19 protein-coding genes are annotated in these 17,245 nt (G+C 68.8%); 10 read left to right on the top strand and 9 right to left on the bottom strand.

The genetic code is table 11. The annotated features are described in order from the left end of the window. Positions 1-86 precede the first annotated feature (86 nt). Positions 87-782 carry a Crp/Fnr family transcriptional regulator gene (locus KMW22_RS16135; RefSeq protein ID WP_221091054.1) on the top strand — a complete coding sequence of 232 codons (696 nt, stop codon included), beginning with the start codon at positions 87-89 and terminating at the stop codon, positions 780-782. 214 nt (positions 783-996) lie between these two features. Continuing rightward, positions 997-1,527 (top strand): GNAT family N-acetyltransferase, encoded by a 531-nt coding sequence (locus KMW22_RS16130; RefSeq protein WP_221091053.1) that lies wholly within the window; start codon positions 997-999, stop codon positions 1,525-1,527. Positions 1,528-1,589: 62 nt separating this feature from the next. On the opposite strand, the gene KMW22_RS16125 is transcribed toward KMW22_RS16130, so the two are convergent. From KMW22_RS16125 to KMW22_RS16110, 4 genes are all read right to left on the bottom strand, one after another. Further along, entirely contained in the window at positions 1,590-1,943 is a 354-nt protein-coding gene (locus tag KMW22_RS16125) for a DUF2089 domain-containing protein (RefSeq protein ID WP_221091052.1), read from the bottom strand. 80 nt (positions 1,944-2,023) lie between these two features. Next, complete coding sequence (locus KMW22_RS16120; protein ID WP_221091051.1) at positions 2,024-2,695, bottom strand: SHOCT-like domain-containing protein; 672 nt, start codon at positions 2,693-2,695, stop codon at positions 2,024-2,026. Further along, positions 2,692-2,928: a hypothetical protein gene (locus KMW22_RS16115; protein WP_221091050.1), complete on the bottom strand. Its 237-nt coding sequence runs from the start codon at positions 2,926-2,928 to the stop codon at positions 2,692-2,694. The genes KMW22_RS16120 and KMW22_RS16115 overlap by 4 nt, the downstream gene beginning before the upstream one ends. Continuing rightward, positions 2,928-3,812, bottom strand: coding sequence for a DUF4097 family beta strand repeat-containing protein (locus KMW22_RS16110; RefSeq protein ID WP_221091049.1), 885 nt, complete (start codon positions 3,810-3,812; stop codon positions 2,928-2,930). The genes KMW22_RS16115 and KMW22_RS16110 overlap by 1 nt, the downstream gene beginning before the upstream one ends. A gap of 316 nt (positions 3,813-4,128) precedes the next feature. On the opposite strand from KMW22_RS16110, the gene KMW22_RS16105 reads away from it, so the two are divergent. The 3 genes from KMW22_RS16105 to KMW22_RS16095 all read left to right on the top strand — a co-directional run bounded on the left by KMW22_RS16105 (position 4,129) and on the right by KMW22_RS16095 (position 6,547). Beyond that, on the top strand, positions 4,129-5,514 hold the full coding sequence (locus tag KMW22_RS16105) for a ribonuclease catalytic domain-containing protein (protein WP_221091048.1): 1,386 nt from the start codon (positions 4,129-4,131) through the stop codon (positions 5,512-5,514). A gap of 200 nt (positions 5,515-5,714) precedes the next feature. Next, positions 5,715-5,984, top strand: coding sequence for a hypothetical protein (locus KMW22_RS16100; protein WP_221091047.1), 270 nt, complete (start codon positions 5,715-5,717; stop codon positions 5,982-5,984). A gap of 2 nt (positions 5,985-5,986) precedes the next feature. Next, a complete protein-coding gene (locus KMW22_RS16095; protein ID WP_328774729.1) occupies positions 5,987-6,547 on the top strand; it encodes an orotate phosphoribosyltransferase in 561 nt (186 codons plus the stop codon). 9 nt (positions 6,548-6,556) lie between these two features. Here KMW22_RS16095 and KMW22_RS16090 read toward each other — a convergent pair whose 3' ends face one another. Beyond that, positions 6,557-7,021 (bottom strand): hypothetical protein, encoded by a 465-nt coding sequence (locus KMW22_RS16090; RefSeq protein WP_221091046.1) that lies wholly within the window; start codon positions 7,019-7,021, stop codon positions 6,557-6,559. Positions 7,022-7,134: 113 nt separating this feature from the next. On the opposite strand from KMW22_RS16090, the gene KMW22_RS16085 reads away from it, so the two are divergent. Both KMW22_RS16085 and KMW22_RS16080 read left to right on the top strand, forming a co-directional pair. Continuing rightward, positions 7,135-8,193 (top strand): agmatine deiminase family protein, encoded by a 1,059-nt coding sequence (locus KMW22_RS16085; RefSeq protein ID WP_221091045.1) that lies wholly within the window; start codon positions 7,135-7,137, stop codon positions 8,191-8,193. Beyond that, positions 8,193-9,341: a GNAT family N-acetyltransferase gene (locus KMW22_RS16080; RefSeq protein ID WP_235693052.1), complete on the top strand. Its 1,149-nt coding sequence runs from the start codon at positions 8,193-8,195 to the stop codon at positions 9,339-9,341. The genes KMW22_RS16085 and KMW22_RS16080 overlap by 1 nt, the downstream gene beginning before the upstream one ends. Positions 9,342-9,626: 285 nt before the next feature. On the opposite strand, the gene KMW22_RS16075 is transcribed toward KMW22_RS16080, so the two are convergent. The 3 genes from KMW22_RS16075 to KMW22_RS16065 form a co-directional block, all read right to left on the bottom strand. Then, positions 9,627-10,511 carry a VOC family protein gene (locus KMW22_RS16075; RefSeq protein ID WP_221091043.1) on the bottom strand — a complete coding sequence of 295 codons (885 nt, stop codon included), beginning with the start codon at positions 10,509-10,511 and terminating at the stop codon, positions 9,627-9,629. A gap of 146 nt (positions 10,512-10,657) precedes the next feature. After that, positions 10,658-11,296 carry a DsbA family oxidoreductase gene (locus KMW22_RS16070; protein WP_221091042.1) on the bottom strand — a complete coding sequence of 213 codons (639 nt, stop codon included), beginning with the start codon at positions 11,294-11,296 and terminating at the stop codon, positions 10,658-10,660. Positions 11,297-11,328: 32 nt separating this feature from the next. Further along, a complete protein-coding gene (locus KMW22_RS16065; RefSeq protein WP_221091041.1) occupies positions 11,329-12,303 on the bottom strand; it encodes a potassium channel family protein in 975 nt (324 codons plus the stop codon). 230 nt (positions 12,304-12,533) lie between these two features. On the opposite strand from KMW22_RS16065, the gene aguB reads away from it, so the two are divergent. Next, the gene (gene aguB, locus KMW22_RS16060) at positions 12,534-13,424 is read left to right on the top strand and encodes an N-carbamoylputrescine amidase (RefSeq protein ID WP_221091040.1); all 891 of its coding nucleotides are present in this window, start codon (positions 12,534-12,536) and stop codon (positions 13,422-13,424) included. Between the two features lie 158 nt (positions 13,425-13,582). On the opposite strand, the gene KMW22_RS16055 is transcribed toward aguB, so the two are convergent. Further along, positions 13,583-14,236: a winged helix-turn-helix domain-containing protein gene (locus tag KMW22_RS16055; RefSeq protein WP_221091039.1), complete on the bottom strand. Its 654-nt coding sequence runs from the start codon at positions 14,234-14,236 to the stop codon at positions 13,583-13,585. Between the two features lie 72 nt (positions 14,237-14,308). On the opposite strand from KMW22_RS16055, the gene KMW22_RS16050 reads away from it, so the two are divergent. Beyond that, positions 14,309-15,538, top strand: coding sequence for a cytochrome P450 (locus KMW22_RS16050; RefSeq protein WP_221091038.1), 1,230 nt, complete (start codon positions 14,309-14,311; stop codon positions 15,536-15,538). 196 nt (positions 15,539-15,734) lie between these two features. Continuing rightward, complete coding sequence (dgt, locus tag KMW22_RS16045; RefSeq protein ID WP_221091037.1) at positions 15,735-17,147, top strand: dGTP triphosphohydrolase; 1,413 nt, start codon at positions 15,735-15,737, stop codon at positions 17,145-17,147. Positions 17,148-17,245 lie beyond the last annotated feature (98 nt).

Below are 17,245 nucleotides of genomic sequence, written 5' to 3'. Positions count from 1 at the left end.
GCGGGGCTGATCGCCCCTTCATGCAGCTGCCTGGCGGCGGGGGCAGCCCCGGGCGGGGGGCGCATTTTCGGGTATTGTGAAGAATCATGAACTATCCGAGCCTGGTCTGGCACCTCAAGAGAACGGAGCTGTTCGCCGACCTTGAACTTGCCGAACTGGAGCGCGTGGCGGCCAGCACGCCCTACCGCTCGTATGGGCCCGGCGAAGTGATCTACCGCATGGACGACCCGGCCGACGCGCTGTACTTCGTGCGCAGCGGCCTGGTAAAAATCAGCAAGCTGTTTCCCAACGGCAAGGAAGCGATTCTGGGCGTCATCGGCCAGCACGACACCTTTGGTGAACTGCTGCTGCAACCCGAAGAGCGCCGCCCCACCCAGGCCGAGGCGCTGGAACGCACCACCCTGATCGTGCTGCCGCGCAGCGAACTGCAAAAGCTGCTGGGCAGCAAGCCGGATCTGGCCATGAAGCTCATTCGCCTGATGGCCGCCCGCCTCTTTGAAGCGCAGGCCTGGACCGCCACGGTGAGCGCCTACAGCGCCCCGGAGCGCGTCGCCAGCCTTCTCTACCGCCTGGCGCGTGAATTTGGCCGCCCCCACAGCCAGGGCGTGGAACTGAACCTGAAGCTGAACCAGGAAGACATTGCCCGCATGGTGGGCGCCACCCGTGAAACGGTCAGCCACTCGCTGGGCAAGCTGAAGCAGGACGGCGCGATTGTCCGCGCCCGCACGCCGATCATCGTGCGGATGGACGCGCTGAAGCGGTATATCGAGCAGGGCAGCTGAGGGCGCCGGGGCGCTGGTCAAAGGGTCTAAGAGTCGAAGGGTCTAAGGGTCAAAGAGGGGCGGAGCTTCCCCGCAATGTCCGGCGTTCCAGCTGCCCAGCGCGGGCCAGTACCCTCTCGACTCCTCCACTTCTTGACCCCTCGACGCCGTTGCCCGTAGCGCCCCGCGCGCAACCTCGCCCCCGCTTGCCCCGCCTCCCCACTACACTCGCCCCATGCCCACCATCCGCCCGGCCACGCTGCAGGACGTCCCGGCCATTGCGGCCATTCATACGGGGAGCTGGCGCGAAACCTACGCGGGGCTGATGCCTGCCGATTTTCTGGCGCGCATGACCGACGACGCGCAGCGCGAGCGCCGGGCCGCCTTCTGGGCCCAGAACATCGCGGCGGGCCAGGACGCCGTGCTGGTGGCCGAGGACGCGGGCGCGGTGATCGCCTTTGCCTCGGCGGGCGCCCCGCGCGACCACGAGGGCTACGACGCCGAACTGTTCACGCTGTACAGCCGCCGCGCCGTTCAGGGGCGGGGCACAGGCCGGGCCCTGCTGCGCGCCGTGGCCGACGCCCTGCAGGCACGCGGCGCGCAGAGCATGGCCCTGTGGGTGCTGGACGTGAATCCCACGCGGCAGTGGTACGCCCGCCAGGGCGCGGCCGAGGCCGGCGAGAAGGTGCAGCCCATCCCCGGCGGCGAACTGCGCGAGGTGCGCATGGTGTGGACAGACCTGGGGACTGTGGCCGCCGGTCTCTGAGGGAAACTGGCTCATGGCTCATGGCTCATGGCTCATGGCTTATGGCTCATGGCCCCAGCCCTCTACCGCCGCAGCTTGCGCGCGGCCTCGTCTGGCGTGATTTCGCCGCGTTCCAGGCTGGCCAGCACTTCGGCCTGGGGGTCGGCCTGCTCCGGTTCGTAGCCGATGGCGCGCAGCAGGGTGTCGAAACGGGCGCGCACGGTGGGGTAACTCAGGCCCAGCACCCGCTCGACCTCTTTCAGGTTGCCGCGCACGCGGATGTACAGGCGCAGGAACTCCAGATTTTCCGGGCTGAGCACCGCAAATTCGTTCAGTTCAAACACCCCGCGCACCGTCACGCCGCTGGTGGGAAAACGCAGCTCGGTGACCAGCGGGGCCTCGGTTTCATCGGGAAAGGGCAGGGGCAGGGGACGCATAGGGCCTCACTTTAGGCAGATGGCCGGTGGCAAATGGCAGATGGCCCGGGTCTCCAGGCCATGTGCCATCTGCCGCACGCTCACTTCAGCGCAATGTGGACTTCGTTGCCGTGCTGGTCCTCGGCGTCAATCAGGGGGCCGGGGGCGGGGTTGGCCTCGATGAGCAGTTGCAGGGTTTCGAGGGTGAAGCCGGCGCTTTCCAGGGCGGCGCGGCCGTGGGGCGGAATCAACTTGTCGAGGTGGGCGGCGAGGCTCACGGGAATGTTGGCGCTGAACTCGTCGCCGTGCTGGGATTCCACCTGGATACGCAGCACCCGGGCCGAGCGGCTGGGGCCGGGCTGGGGGCCGTCGCCGTGCATGTGGCGCTCAAACTGCGACACCTCGCGTTCAACCTGAGACGTGATGTTCTCGACCATGGCGTCTATGCCTCCAGTCAGGCGGTCCACAAAGCGGTCCATGCGGGGCCCGGGGCGGCCACCCACCACCACGCGCGGGCCGGAGGGGGGGCGGGGCGGTTGGGGCGGAAAGGGGGCGCCCGGCGCGGCGTCACGCACCCCACGCAGCAGCATCAGGTGTTCGGCCACCTGGGCGCTGTCCAGTTCCTCGCGGGAGAGCAGGGCGCTCAGCAGTTCGCGGTCACTGTCGGTCAGGGCCAGTTTGGGGCTCAGGGCGGCCAGCAGCGGCGCGGCGTCGTCCAGCGTCAGCTTGCCGGCGCGGATCAGGTCCAGAATGCGCTTGATCTTTTCTTTCATGGCCGCTCTCCCCAGGGGTGACGGGCGGGGGCGCTGCGCAGCGTGGCCGCCAGATACAGGTCCAGCCGGGCGTCGTACTCGGCCCGCACCTCGGCGCGCAGGCGCTGCCGGGCGAGGCAGTCTTCGGCACTGGGCGGGCGCACCAGCCGGGCCCAGGCGCGGCGCAGCCACGCGCGGGCGTCCGTGCTGACCGGCGGCAGCGCCACCGGCAGCGAGTGGGCGGGAAGTTTCATCACTGGGTCACCACCTTCAGACTGCCGGCGGCCACTTTGCTGTGCAGGATGGCGTCGCCGCTGCCCAGCTGGCCGTGGTGGCGGGTGTTCAGGAAGCCGCCCTGGCGCTGGGTGGGAAAGTCGGCGCGGAAGTTGCCCACGGTGACGCTGGCGTCCAGGCGCACGCTGCTGCCTTCTTGCAGGTACAGGGTGGCGTTGCCCGCGTTGACCTCCACGCGGTGATCGCCGCCGCTCAGGACGCCCGCCCATTTCAGGTTGCCGCCGTTCACGCTGGCGTCCAGGGTGCGCGCACCTTTCAGGGAAAGGTTGCCGCCGTTCACCCGCAGGTGGGTGGGGCCGCCCAGTTCAGCGGCAGTCAGGTTGCCGCCGTTCACCTCGGCGCGCAGGCTGGCCGCGCGGCCCATGCGCACGTTGCCGCCGTTCACTTCGGCGCGCATGTCGCCGGCCAGATCGGGCAGGGTCAGGTTGCCGCCGTTCACTTCGGCGCGCACATGGCCCGGGGTGAAGGGCACAGTCAGGATGGCCTTCAGGCTGCCCTGGCCGGGGCCGGTGTGTTGCATGGAGCCGGGCACACGCGCCACCCGCCAGCCCTGCGGGGTCTGTTCCAGGGTCAGGCGTCCTTCCTCGTTGGCGCTGAGGTGCGGCGCACCCAGGGCCGGGTCCTGCACCACCGTCAGGCTGTAGCCCTTGACCAGCAGGTGCAGGGCGTGTTCGGCCTGGGGTGGGGGCAGGGTCGCGGAGCTGTCCAGGCTGACCGGCGGCAGGTCTGAGCCAGGCGCCGTCTCTTCGAGCAGCCCTCTGGCTTCCTCGGCGGTGAGTTTGCCTTCGGCCACCAGACGTTGAACGTGCGAACGGAAGTCGTCCTGCGGATGCTGTTCATTCATGCTCGTCTCCTTTACAAATATAGAAACATAAGTTTGAGTGATTGTCAATCTAAAATTTCCATATTTAGAAAGTTGGGGTTGAGGCGCAGGCTGTTCTAGCCCAGTAGAGGACGCCATGCGAGAGGGTCAGGTAGACACAAGCAGCGAAAATTTTGTGACCAGCACAGCTTTTGCTAGTTGTCCGGTGAGCAGATCAACCAAGCTATTCCACACCACTCTCCATACTTTGCTTCCGTCCCTAACAACCCAGCCTTACCTAAAGTGAAACCTCCGCTTGCCATCCCCTCTACCTCTGTCCTCCCCTATCCTCTGAAGCATGACCATGCCCGAGCTCACACCGGCCCAGCGCACCGAAGTGGAACTGCTGGCCCGGGGCAAACAGGACAAAAGCCGCACCCTGCGCGACCTGAAACTGCCGGAAACCCCGCAGGCGGCCCACGCCCTGCTGCTGCGTGCGGGGCTGTGGGATGAGGCGCGCACGCCCTACGCCGATCGGCTGGGCGCGGCCCTGCAGCCCGTGACGCTGCCGGTGCCGCCCTTTCCCGAGGAGCCGCGCCTGGACCTGACCCAGTTGCAGAGCTACGCCATTGACGACGAGGGCAACCGCGACCCCGACGACGCGGTGGCGGTGGAGCCCCTGCCGGGGGGCGGGACCCGGCTGTGGGTGCATGTGGCGGATGTGGCGGCGCTGATTGCCCCCGACAGCGACCTGGACCTGGAAGCACGTTCGCGCGGCGCCACCCTGTACCTGCCCGACCAGACGGTGGGCATGGTGCCCGACGCCCTGGTGGCGCAGGCGGGCCTGGGCCTGCACCCCACCACCCCGGCCCTGAGCATCAGCCTGGATCTGGATCAGGACGGCAACGCCGACGCCGTGGACGTGGCCCTGACCACCGTGCGCGTGACCCGGCTGACCTACACGGGGGCGCAGGCGGCGCTGGACGCCGGGCAGGAACCGTTCGTGACGCTGGCGCGGCTGGCGGCCCAGAGCCGGGCCCTGCGCGAGGCCGAAGGGGCCCTGACCATTGATCTGCCGGAGGTGCGTGTGAAGGCCGACGAAAGCGGTGCCGTGGTGACCCCGCTGCCCAAGCCGGACATGCGCGCCGTGGTGCAGGAGTGCATGACCCTGGCCGGCTGGGCGGCGGCCATCTACGCCGACGACCACGAACTGGCCCTGCCCTTTGCCACCCAGGACCCCCCGCACCGCGACGTGCGCGGCGACACCCTCAGCGCCCACTGGGCGCGGCGCAAGACCCTGGCCCGCACCCGCTTTCAGCCCGCGCCGGGGCCACACGCGGGCATGGGCCTGGACCTGTACGCCCAGGCCACCAGCCCCATGCGCCGTTATCTGGATCTGGTGGTGCACCAGCAGTTGCGCGCCCACCTGACCGGCGCCGAGCCCCTGAGCGGCAAAGCGGTGGCCGCCCGCGTGGCCCAGGCCCAGATGAACGCCGACGCCACCCGGCAGGCCGAGCGCCTCAGCCGCCGCCACCACACCCTGCGCTTTGTGGCCGCGCAGCCGGGGCGCGTGTGGCCCGCCGTGGTGGTGGAGCGGCGCGGGCCCCAGGCCACCCTGCTGATTCCCGAACTGGCCTATGACGTGGCCCTCAGCAGCGCCGTGCCCGCCGGGCAGGAGGTGCAGGTGGAACTAACGGACGTGAACCTGCCGGACCTGACGGTACGCGCCCGCGTGGTGGGCTGAGCCCACAAGGGGCTTTTTTTGGCGCGGCCCCTCTGTGAATAAGCCCCTTGGCAGCAGGACAGATGACCCAGCAGTGTAAAAAATCTCGTCGTCTCATTTCGGCTATAGCGGAAAAACAGCGTGCGGGACGCACAATCTGGCGCTGCAAACCTGATTCATCTTGCATTCATCCTGGCCCGGGTGTGGCTACACTGCCGGGTATGTCCGCAGCGAGCACCGTTCCGAGCGACATCGTGTCCCTCCGCATGAGCCACTGCCGTGCCGAACACGCCGCCGCCTCGGCCCAGTACCACCTCGCTGTGCTGCACTACCGCACCTGCCTGGAAGCGGCCGAGCGCCGTGAAGACTGCCGCGCCGTGGAGTTCTTTGCCCTGAAACTGGCGGGCTGCTACGACCGCATGGGCCTGGGGCAGAAGGCCGCCAGCTTCCGCGCGCTGGCGGGCAACGGCGACAGCCCCCTGATCGGCTGACGGTGAGCGCCGTTTCCGGGAGCCTGCTGCCGTTGCTGCAGGCGGGCGGCGCCCTGCGCCCTGGCCTGACCCACTTTCGCAACGGCCTGATCGCTGACGGCTGGATTGAGAAGGGCGAGATCATGCGCGACCCGGCGCAGCTGGACCGGGTGGCGGCGTGGCAGGCGCAGGCTATTGCTGGGCACTTTCCCGGGGCCACGCTGCTGGTGGGGGCCCCGGCCTGCGGGGCGGTGCTGGCCACGTTTGTGGCGCGGCACCTGGGGCTGCCCGTGGCCTTTTTGGCCTTGCAACCAGTCCCCGCGTGGCACCGCATGCATGTGCCGGCCCCTGGCCACCGCGCCGTGTACGTGGACGACCTGATCTGCACCGGCAGGGACGCGCGAACCGCCGCCGCGTTCCTGCGGGCGCAGGGCCTCACGGTTCTAGGGGTCAGCGCGTGGATCAGCCGCACGGACCTGGGTGGCGAACGACTGCACACGCTGGCGCCGCCACCGTTTCAGACCTGGGCCGCCCATCCGGCCCCGCCGGCGGGCCCGCCCCAGTACACCGACGTGCGTGAGTAAAGCCGGGGCTTACGGCACCTTCTGAATGGCCTGTTCCGCCATGATCCAGAACCGTCCCGCCGCATCGGCCCGGAGGAACAGCACATGGGGCGCGGTGTACCCCCGGCTCATGCTCTGCCGCTGACTGGTGATCTGCACCGCGCCGTCCCCCAGCACCCGGTAGGCCGGGTTGAGGTAACGGTCCGGGGCCTCGGTGAGGGGCACGCTCAGGAGCAGTTTTTTGTACTGCACGCCTGAAAACTCAAGTGTTCGGCTGCCGTTGGCCGCGCTCTGCCGCGTCACGATGATTCGCGCGGCGTCGTGGTAAAGCGCCGCAACACGCCCGGCATCCTTGGCCTGGTGGGCGGCTAAGTACGTACCGAAAAAGGTCCTGGCGCCGGCCAGCAGTTGGGCATCAGAAGGGGCCGGTGGGCTGATCTGCGCGCTGCCAGCGACCACAGAGACGAACAGGGACAGGGAAAGCCAGCGCTTCACCGCTTGACCCTAACAGGACGCCCTGACGCTGGCCGCCTCACCTGAGGGAGCGCAGGCGCTGCCCACGCCCAGCCCCACTTCCCACAACCCACAACCTGCTCTAGCCTGCGCCCATGTCTGACCTCTCCCCTGCCCAGGACCCCACCCCGCGCGAACTGGGGTTTGCCATGCCTGCCGAATGGGCGCCCCACGCCGCCACATGGCTGAGCTGGCCCGCCGACGACGAGCTGTGGTTTGGGCACCTGAAGGCCGTGCGCGGCGAATTTGCGGAGCTGGTGCGCACCATCGCCCGCTTTGAGCATGTGCACCTGCTGGTGCGCGACGAGGAGAGCGACACCGACGCCCGCGCCCGCCTGCAGGGCGCCGACGTGACCTTTCACCGCGTGCCGCTGGACGACGTGTGGGTGCGCGACAACGGCCCCATTTTCGTGCAGCGCGGCGGGGAAGTGGCCCTGACCGACTGGAAATTCAATTCCTGGGGCGGCAAGTTCGAGTGGCACAACGATGACCGCGTGCCGGCCTACGTGGCGGGGCACCTGGGCGTGCACCGCTGGGCCCTGCCCTTTGTGCTGGAAGGCGGCGGCCTGGAGGTCAACGGCGCCGGGGTGGGCCTGACCACGCGCTCGTGCTTTCTGACCGAGACCCGTAACCCCGGCCTGACCGAAGAGGGCTACGCCCTGCTGCTGAACGACATGCTGGGCGTGCGCAAGCTGCTGTGGCTGGACGGCGGCTTAGAGAACGACCATACCGACGGCCACATTGACACCATCACCCGCTTCACCGACGAGCGCACCATTGTGACCAGTGTGGAGAGCAATCCCGCCGACCCCAACCACGCGGTCATGGCCAAGAATCTGGCCGACCTGCAGGCCATGACGGACCTGGGCGGGCAGCCCTTCCGGATTGTGGAATTGCCCCTGCCCGCCCACCGCCTGGAGGGCGCCGAGGGCCGCCTGCCCCCCACATACGCCAACTTCTACATTGGCAACGGCTTTGTGGCGGTGCCCCAGTACGGCGACCCCAACGACGCCCGCGCGCTGGAGGTGCTGACCCCGCTATTCCCCGGCCGCGAGGTGATTGGCCTGAGCAGCCGCGCGATTATTGAGGGCGGCGGCTCGTTTCACTGCGTGACGCAGCAGCAGCCCGCAGGCCAGCCGTGGAAGCCGGAGTAATGGACTTGGGCGGCGGCTATCACGCCCGTCCCATCTCGCTGGCCGAGTACCGCGCCGCCTGCGCGCGCCTGGAAGACCAGATTTTCGGCGGCAACTCGCTGTACGCCTTCGACCCGCCCACCCGTGACGCCCCGCCGCTGGGCAACGCGTGGAACTGGGGGGTCTACCGGGGCGACGAGCTGATCGGCTGGCACCACGCCCACGCCCGCGACGAACGCACGGTGTACATGGCCGACACCGGGATCTTGCCCGCCCACCAGGGACAGGGCCTGTACACCCGGCTGCTGCCGCACCTGCTGGCGGCCTTTCGGGCGGCGGGCTTCACGCTGGTGCAGAGCCACCACCGCGCCACGAACAACGCGGTGCTGGTGCCCAAGCTGCGGGCTGGGTTTTTCCTGCAGGGGCTGAATGCCTACGAAGGCGGACTGAACGCGGCGCTGACCCTGTCGATGGATGACACCTACCGGGACGCCATGCATGTGCGCAGCGGCTTTCAGCGCGCACAGGGCGAGACGGCGCGGCGCCTGGGCTTACCGGATGTGCCGGCGCCGCCGTCTTCCGAGGCCCTCGCTATTCCTCTCTCCGCAGAGGCTGACCCCGGCACCGACCTGGGCGGTGGGTACAGCCTGCACCGCGTCTCGCCGGAACTGTACCGCGAGGTGTACGGCCGGCTGGAACCCTTCGCGTACAGCACGGTGTCGTTTGACTGGGCCGGGGCGCCCGCAGCGGCGGCGCCGCGTGGACCCCTGTGGGCGTGGCTGATCGCCCACCAGGGCACGGTGGCTGGCTGGCAGGCCAGCCGCGCCTGGGACAGCCGCACCGCCTACATGGTGAATACGGCGCTGCTGCCCGCGCACCGGGGCCGGGGCGTGTACCGCCGCCTGCTGCCGCTGGTCATGGTGGCCCTGCACGGCGAAGGCTACCCCCTGATTCGCAGCCACCACCACCTCACCAACAATGCCGTGCTGGTGCCCAAGCTGCGCGCTGGCTTCCGCCTTCAGGGCATGCAGGTGGATGAACACGGCGTGCTGGCGGTGCTGATCCACAGCGCCGACGAGGTGTACCGCGCCTATATGGATGTGCGGAGCGGCCTGAGCCAACCCAGAGGCGAGGTGGCGCGGCGACTGGGCCTGCCAGAAGTGGGATAGGGCGGGAAACGAAGGGGAACTCTAGAGCAGGTGGTGATCGAAGCCAGACGCTCCCAGCGTCACCCCGCGCCCCTTGGCACTGGTGTACTGGTGCGAACACGTTTTGAGTCAGGGCAAGAGGGTGGCAAAAGAAGAGTGTCTGGAACGCTTAGCTCGTGAACCCCCCTCCCAGCCTCCCCCACAAGGGGGGAGGGGTAAGACGCTGTGTTCATCGGGCATTTCTCCTTAGAAATCCGGGGGGCGAGGGGCTGACAACGGGAGGGGCCCAGCGCGGGACCCTTCCCTTTACAGCTCCTGGGGCAATGGGCGGAACTCGAACACATGGCCTTCGGGGTCGCGCACGGCCAGCCGCTCGCCCTGGGTCACGCAGGGCAGGCCCTCGGCCTGAGCGCGCTGCGCCACCGCCGCCACATCAGCGTAGAAGGTGACGTGGGCGTGGTCGCCGCCCAGCATGTCGGCCAGCCCCACCTGCGGGTCCCAGGCGTACAGCCAGCGGCGGGGCGTGCCGTTGCCGTCCGGCTCGGGCGCGGGGCCCAGGGTGAACTGAGCGAAGTTGCGGTCCGGCTGCTCCTTGGCCAGCGCGAAGCCGTAGGCACGGGGCAGGCGGGCCTTCATGGCGTCGTAATCACCAAAGGCCAGCGCCACCTCGCGCAGTCCCAGCACCGGCAGGGCGTGGGGCTGGGGCTGCAAGGGTTCTTCGGGCACTGGGCACGCGGGCTGGCGCGCGTCCAGGCGGTTCACGGCTCGCAGTTCGAGGCCATGCCCAAACGGGTCGAAGAAGTACAGCGTGGGGTCCGGGGCTTCAGGCGTGCCCAGGTTGATCTCCTGCCAGGGCAGGCCGTGGGCGTCCAGCAACGCGCGGCAGCGTGGCAGGTCTTCCGGGCGAATCTGAAAGGCGTAATGTACGTGGCTGCCGCCCCGGGCCCGCAGCGGCCCCAGCCACGGCTCGTTGGGCTGGCGCGTGACCGGGCGCCACAGGGTCAGGGCCTGCGCGCGGTTCACCGCCAGCTGGGCCACCTGCCTTTCCTCATCCAGGTGCAACAGCGGCAGCCCCAGCACCTGCCCATAAAAGCGCACCCCCCGCGCCAGCTGGTTGACCTCCAGCGTCAGGCCGGCGAGGTCGTGAATGGGCGAGGGGCCGGCGGGGGCCTGGGGCAGACTCAGCGTCATGCGCCGAGGCTAGGCGGCGCGGGGCACCGGGGGATGGGAGCACGGTTCAGGGGGCGTTGGGGGAGGCGGGCGGCAGATGGCAAATGGCAGATGGCCAATGGGTGCCGCTTTTCCTCATGGCTCAGAGCTCATGGCCCATGGCCCCCTCAGGGCTTCACGCCCCCCTTGCGCGGCGCACGGTTTTTCGCGCGCTTGATGGTGCCAATCTCGGCCTCGCTGGTCAGGACTGTGCGGTACAGGGTCCACCACTCGCGGGCGATGGCGGGGTCGCGGGTCAGGGTTTCAAAGCGGTAGTAGGCGGCCTCGCCGGTCGGCAGGACAAAGGTGGGGGTGCCGAACACGCCCACCTCGCGAGCGGCGTCCAGTTCGGCGCGCAGCTCTGAGCGGCGGGCGTCGTCGTCCGCCAGGGCCCGCTCAAAGGCCGCGAGGTCCAGGCCTGCGGTCTCGGCGGCGGCCATGATGGTGGCGTCTTCCAGCGGCTGCTTGTCCTCGTGCACGGCGCGGTACAGGGCCAACGTGAAGGCCCAGTGGCCCTCTTCGCCCTGCGCCGCCGCTGCGTGCGAGGCCACGAAGGCGCGCAGACTGCCCTGCTGGTGCGGGGCACCCTCGCGGCCCGGCTGCTCGGTCAGGCGCCAGGTCAACTCGGTGGCGTTCCCGGGGTGGTTGCCCTCCACCAGCGAGTAGTGGCGCAACCAGAACCGTTCGCCCCCGGCGCGCAGGGCGGCGGCCAGTTCCACCCCGCGCCAGGCGTAGGGGCATAGGAAATCGAAATACAGGTCGGTCATGGGGGCACGGTAGCACCCGCCCTGCCCGGCGCCTACCCGCCCCCGCGCAGGCTTTCTACCGCTTCCACCTCGGCGGCGGCGCCGGCCACCAGCACGGCGTCGCCCTCGCGCAGTACCTCTTCGGGACGGCTGCGGATGGGCTGGCCCGCGCGCCACACCGCCACCACCAGCGCGCCGGTTTCGCGGCCCAGTTCGGCCACCGTGCGCCCCACCAGGGCGGGCGGCACCCCCAGTTCGCGGATGGTGAAGTGCTCGCTGCTCACGTCGCCGCTCAGCAGGCGGCTCAGGCGCGGGGCCAGCATCATGGCGGCGATGCGGTTGCCGCTGAGCTGGTAGGGGTTGATGACCTCGTCGGCCCCGGCGCGGCGCATCTTGCGGGCGGCGGCCTCGTCACTGGCGCGCGCAATCACCCGGATGGCCGGGTTCAGGCCCTTGGCCGAGAGCACCACGTACAGGTTGCTGGGGTCGCTGTTGATCACCGTGACCAGCGAGGCGGCCTGCTCCACGCCTGCGCGGCGCAGCACGTCCTCGTCGGTGGCGTCGCCCACGATGGTGTGCAGGCCCTGGGTCTGGGCCCAGTCCAGGTGCTGGGGCCGGGGGTCAATCACCACCACCTCGCGCCGGGCGCCGCGCAGGGCCACGCTGACGGCCTCGCCCACCTGCCCGTAGCCGCAGACAATCGTGTGGTTGCTCAGGGTCATGATTCGCTTCTCCTTGCGCCGCCGCGCCAGATCGGGGTCGGTGGCGGCGCGCACCAGGGTTTCGGCCAGCAGGGTCAGCAGGTACAGCATCAGGCCAATGCCCACCAGCATTAAAAAGACGCTGAAGGCCTTGCCGCTCTCGTGCAGCGGGCCCGGCGCCCCGTAGCCCACGGTCGTCAGGGTCATGACCGTCATGAACAGGCAGTCCAGCCAGCTCCAGCCTTCCAGCACCCGGTAGCCCACCGTCCCGAAGCCCACCAGCCCCACCATCAGGGCCAGCAGCGTGACCAGGCGGCGGCGGTCCATCGGGCCCAGTCTAGAGGCCCGGCGGCGGGGGCCCAAGAGGCAGTCCCATGCTCCTTGCCACCCTGCCTGCAGCACGCCACCGCGCGGCGAACCACAACCAAGATATTGGCGTGGCCCAGCAGCCTGAAGGCGCGTCAGGGGCCCCGGAAAAGTGTGGGCGCCCTTCACGCCGCCCTCAGCCAAGGACGCGCGCACCATTGCCTGCCCCTTCATCCGGTAGCGTGGGGCGCATGAGCACCCCGGAGACTGTGAAACTCGCCGTCGTGCAGATGCACGTCACCGACCAGTTAGACGACAACGTGGCCCGCGCCGAGGCCCATGTGCGGGACGCCGCCAAACAGGGCGCGCAGGTCATCCTGCTGCCCGAACTGTTCGAGAACCTGTACTTCTGCCAGGTGGAGCGCGAGGACTACTTTGCCCTGGCCCACCCGCAAGAAGGCCACCCCTTCATTGGCCGCTTTCAGAATCTGGCGCGCGAACTGGGCGTGGTGCTGCCACTGTCGTACTTCGAGCGGGCCGGGCAGGCGCACTACAACTCGCTGGTGTGCATTGACGCCGACGGCCGCGTGCTGGGCAACTACCGCAAAACCCATATCCCCGACGGCCCCGGCTACGAGGAAAAGTATTACTTCAACCCCGGCGACACCGGCTTCAAGGTCTGGGACACCCGTTACGGCCGCGTGGGCGTGGGCATCTGCTGGGACCAGTGGTACCCCGAAACCGCCCGGGTCATGATGCTCCAGGGCGCCGACTTCCTGCTGTACCCCACCGCCATTGGCACCGAACCCGCCGAGGTGGAAACCCCCAACAGCCATCACATGTGGCAGCGCGCCATGATCGGCCACGCGGTCAGCAATTCCAGCTACGTGGGCGCCGCCAACCGCATTGGCACCGAAACGGTGGGCGACCTGACCCAGACCTACTACGGGCACTCCTTCATTTCCGATTACACCGGCGAACTGGTGGCCGAATTCGGGGAAACCGAGGAAGGGGCCCTGCTGCACGACCTGAACCTGCGCGAGGCCCGCAAGTTCCGCGCTGGCATGGGATTTTTCCGTGACCGCCGCCCGGAGTTGTATGGCGCGCTGCTCACCACTGACGGCGTGACGAGAAGGGGGTAAGTGGGGAGTGGTAAGTGGTGAAGGCGTTCTGGCCGCCCGCGCAGTGTGGGGTGACGTTGGGACGCTTTTCAAAGGTGGGTGAAGCAGGAGATGACCTTGCTGGTCCTGCGAAGATGCAGGCTCTCCCGGTGAATCTGGCCCCGTGAGGGTAGGCCGTCCTAACCTGCGCTGCCCGGCAGATCCGGCGCCAGCCCAACGCGGAAGAGGTAGGGCTCTGGCCCAGTCTTCTGGAGGTAGCGCGCCAGCACCTCGCTCAATTCGGTTTGCAGGGCCTTGGCGTCCTCGCGGGTCAGATGCAGCAGGCCCCGGTTGGCCAGCAGGGCGGGGGCGTCGGGGCGCAGCAGGTCGCGGAAACTGAAGGCCCCGGCCGTGGGTGTGATGTCCGAGACCACCTCATCGCCTTCCACGTACAGCCGCAGGCCAATGTCATTGCGGTTGTCCACCAGCGCCAGCCCGGCGCGCACCACCGCCCGCTGAAAGGCCACCTGAAAGCTGTCCTCGTGCAGGCCAATCAGGTCTTCCAGCGTGTCCAGCGGCGTGCAGTGGTAGGGCACCAGCAGCGCTGAAGGCGCGCGGTAGTGGCGCAGTGGGCGCCCGCGCCGCGCCTCCAGCCGGGTTTCCTGGGCCAGTCCCACGGCCACCAGGCGGCGCACGCGGTGGTGCGTGGCGTTCACCGCCAGCCCCAGGTGCGCGGCCAGCGCCGAGACCGTCCATTCGCGGGTCATCAGCGCCGCCAGCACCGGCAGGTAGGTCAGGTTGAGAAACACCTTGACCGCTTCCGGGTCGGTGACATGTTGGAAGACCTGGGCCACACCCTCAGGGTACGCCGCCTCTACTCGGCAGCGGCCCTTGTGTGCCGAGTAGACACGGCGCACGCTGGGGCCATGACCCAGCCCACGCCGCCCCACGCTGCTCAGGACGCCGCCGCTGCGCTGTGGCACCCAGACAACATTCCCAATCCCTACCCTGCCTACGAGCGGGTGCGCGCCCTGAGCCAGGGCGGGGTGATGCGGCTGGACCACGGCACCTGGGTGGGCATGTACCTCACCGGCCACGCGGTGAACAGCGCGGTGCTGCGCTTCTCTGGGGCGGTTAGCGGCGGGGGAATGGAAGGGGCGGCGGCGCTCTCGGACGGGCTGCGGCTGCTGCAACCCATGATGATCTTCCGCAACGGCGCCGCGCACGCCCGCCTGCGGGGGCTGGTGTCGGCGGCCTTTACCCCACGCGTCATTGAAGAGCAGCGCGAACTGGTGCGCGCCCTGATCGCCGAACTCCTGACCGGGCTGCGGGCGCAGGGACCGGGGGCCGATCTGGTGGCGGGGCTGGCCAACCCGCTGCCTGCGCGCGTGATCATGGGGATGCTGGGGCTCTCGGGCGAGGACGAGGCGCGGTTCGTGCGCTGGTCGGCTTCAGTGGCCGATCTGCTGGGCAGCGCCAGCCAGAGCCCCGAACTGATGGCCCGCATTGACGCCGACGCCCGAGAGATGCGCGCATACTTTCGCGATCTGGCCGGCGAACTGCGCGCCCGGCCCCGCCCAGGACTGCTCTCGGCCATGGCGGCGGTGGAAGACGGCGGCGAGCGCCTGAGCGGCGACGAACTGCTGGCCAACGCGGTGCTGCTGCTCACCGCCGGGCACGAAACCACCAGCAACCTGATTCCGGGCGGCCTGCTGGAACTCTCGCGCCAGCCGGACGCCTGGGCGGCCCTGGTCGCGCAGCCCCGCCACGCCGGCGTGGCCGACGAACTGCTGCGCGTGGTCTCGCCTGTGCAGGTGGATGGCCGCGCCCTGAGCGCGCCGCTGACCGTGGGGGGGCAGACGCTTCCGGCGGGCGCGTTCACGCAGCTGCTGCTGGGGGCGGCCAACCGCGACCCCGAGGTCTTTCCTGAGCCGGACCGCCTGGACTGGGACCGACCGAACAGTGCGCGCCACCTCGCCTTTGCCGCCGGGCCGCACTACTGCCTGGGCGCCAGCCTCGCGCGGCTGGAAATCGCAGAGGTGTTCGCGGCGCTGGCCGAGCAGTTTCCGCACCTGCGGGTGGAACCGGCGCCGCCCTTCAAACCCAATCCGGGCCTGCGTGGCCCGGCCCGGCTGCGGGTGTGGCTGGAAGGTTAAAGCGGGCCTCTTGAGGAGCCCAATATGCTTTTCCATCGCCGCAGTCGCGTCTTGCTCGAGTTCGCTCTGCGATGTAGCTCTGCAAGTCCGCTTACCCCCCTTCGGCTCACCTGAGTCCCGTATCGAGAGGAGCGGCGGGGAGCAGGGCAACCACAAAATGGCGCCCTGCCCTATCACCGCTGTGAAACACTCGGGTATGGCACAGGAGCGGTGGGCGCAGCTGCTGGAACATGGACGGCTGCATGGACGTAGGGACGACCCTTTTGAAGACGCGGCCACGGGCCGAACCCCGTTTGATGCTGACTACGGGCGCATTGCCTTTAGCAGCGCCTTCCGGCGGCTTCAGGACAAGACGCAGGTGTTTCCGCTAGCCAAGTCGGACTTTACGCGCACCCGATTGACCCACACGCTGGAGGTGGCGAATGTGGGGCGCGGGCTGGGGAAAGCATTCGGCAAACATCTGCGTGCCCTGGGGCACCTGCCCGTCCACCTCTCGCCCGATGACCTGGGCACGGTGGTCAGCGTGGCCTGCCTAGCGCACGACCTGGGAAACCCGCCCTTTGGTCATTCTGGCGAGGCTGCGATTCAGGAGTGGGCCGCGCGGCACCAGGGCCTCCTGAGTGCGCACCTGTCGTCGGCCGAATATACCGACGTGGCGCGCTTCGAGGGCAATGCGCAGAGCTTCCGGATCATGGCGAGGCTCTGGGACCGGGAGCGCCCCGGCGGGGGCCGCCTGACACTGGCCGCCTACGGCGCGCTGCTGAAATACCCGCAGAGCAGCAGCCACCCCCGCGACCGCAGCGACTGCGCGCGCAAAAAATTCAACTATGTACAAGCCGACGCCGACTTAGCCGAGATGGTGCGCGCCGCGCTGGGCCTGACCCTGCACCAGCCGGGTCACTTTGCCCGACACCCGCTGGTGTACTTGATGGAAGCCGCCGACGACATTTGTTACCGCGTGGTGGATCTGGAAGACGCCTGCGACGCCCGGCTGATCACCAAGCGCCGCCTGTGCGAGTTGTTGCGGCCCATGCTGCCCCCCCGCTTCCGTGGTCAGTCGCTGGATGACATGGAGAGGCTCGATGTCTCTGCCCTGCGGGCCCAAGTGATTGGCGAGCTCATTCGGGCCGTCATGGCGGTGGTTCATGCGCACTTGGACGAGCTACGTGAGGGCGCCTTTCCTCACGCCCTTATTGACGCCGTGCAGCACACGGAGCCTGACCTGTACGCCGCCTTCGAAGCCCTGGGCACCGAGGCCAAAACCAGGGTGTACACCGATGAGCGCGTCTTGCAGGTGGAGTACGCGGGCTTCAAGGTGATTGGCGGCCTGCTGGACGAATTGCTGGGCGCCCTGCCGCCAGACTTGCAAGCCGGCGAACACCTGAGCAATTCAGGCGAGAAGTTGCTGAAGATGCTGCCCCGCAAATATCTGAAAGTTCGTCCCGACCCCACCTTTTGCAGATTGGTTGACACCGCTGCGCCGGCCGACGCTGCCCGACTGCTTACGCCCTACGAGCGGGTGCTGACCATCACCGACTATGTCTCAGGCATGACCGATTCCTACGCGCTGGACCTGTACCGCGTGCTGACCGGCGTGCGAGTGCCCTAAGCGCCACAGGTCAAAGCCACACTCTGAAAGCGGCGCGACGGAGGGGTGAGGGGGCCACCGGGTGGCTCGGACGGGTGTGGAATCACTTGAGTCCCGTC

The organism is Deinococcus aquaedulcis (assembly GCF_019693445.1).
GTDB classification, from domain to species: domain Bacteria; phylum Deinococcota; class Deinococci; order Deinococcales; family Deinococcaceae; genus Deinococcus; species Deinococcus aquaedulcis.
The sequence above is the reverse complement of the archived record's forward strand: the minus strand, read 5'-3'. Positions and strand labels throughout refer to the sequence as shown.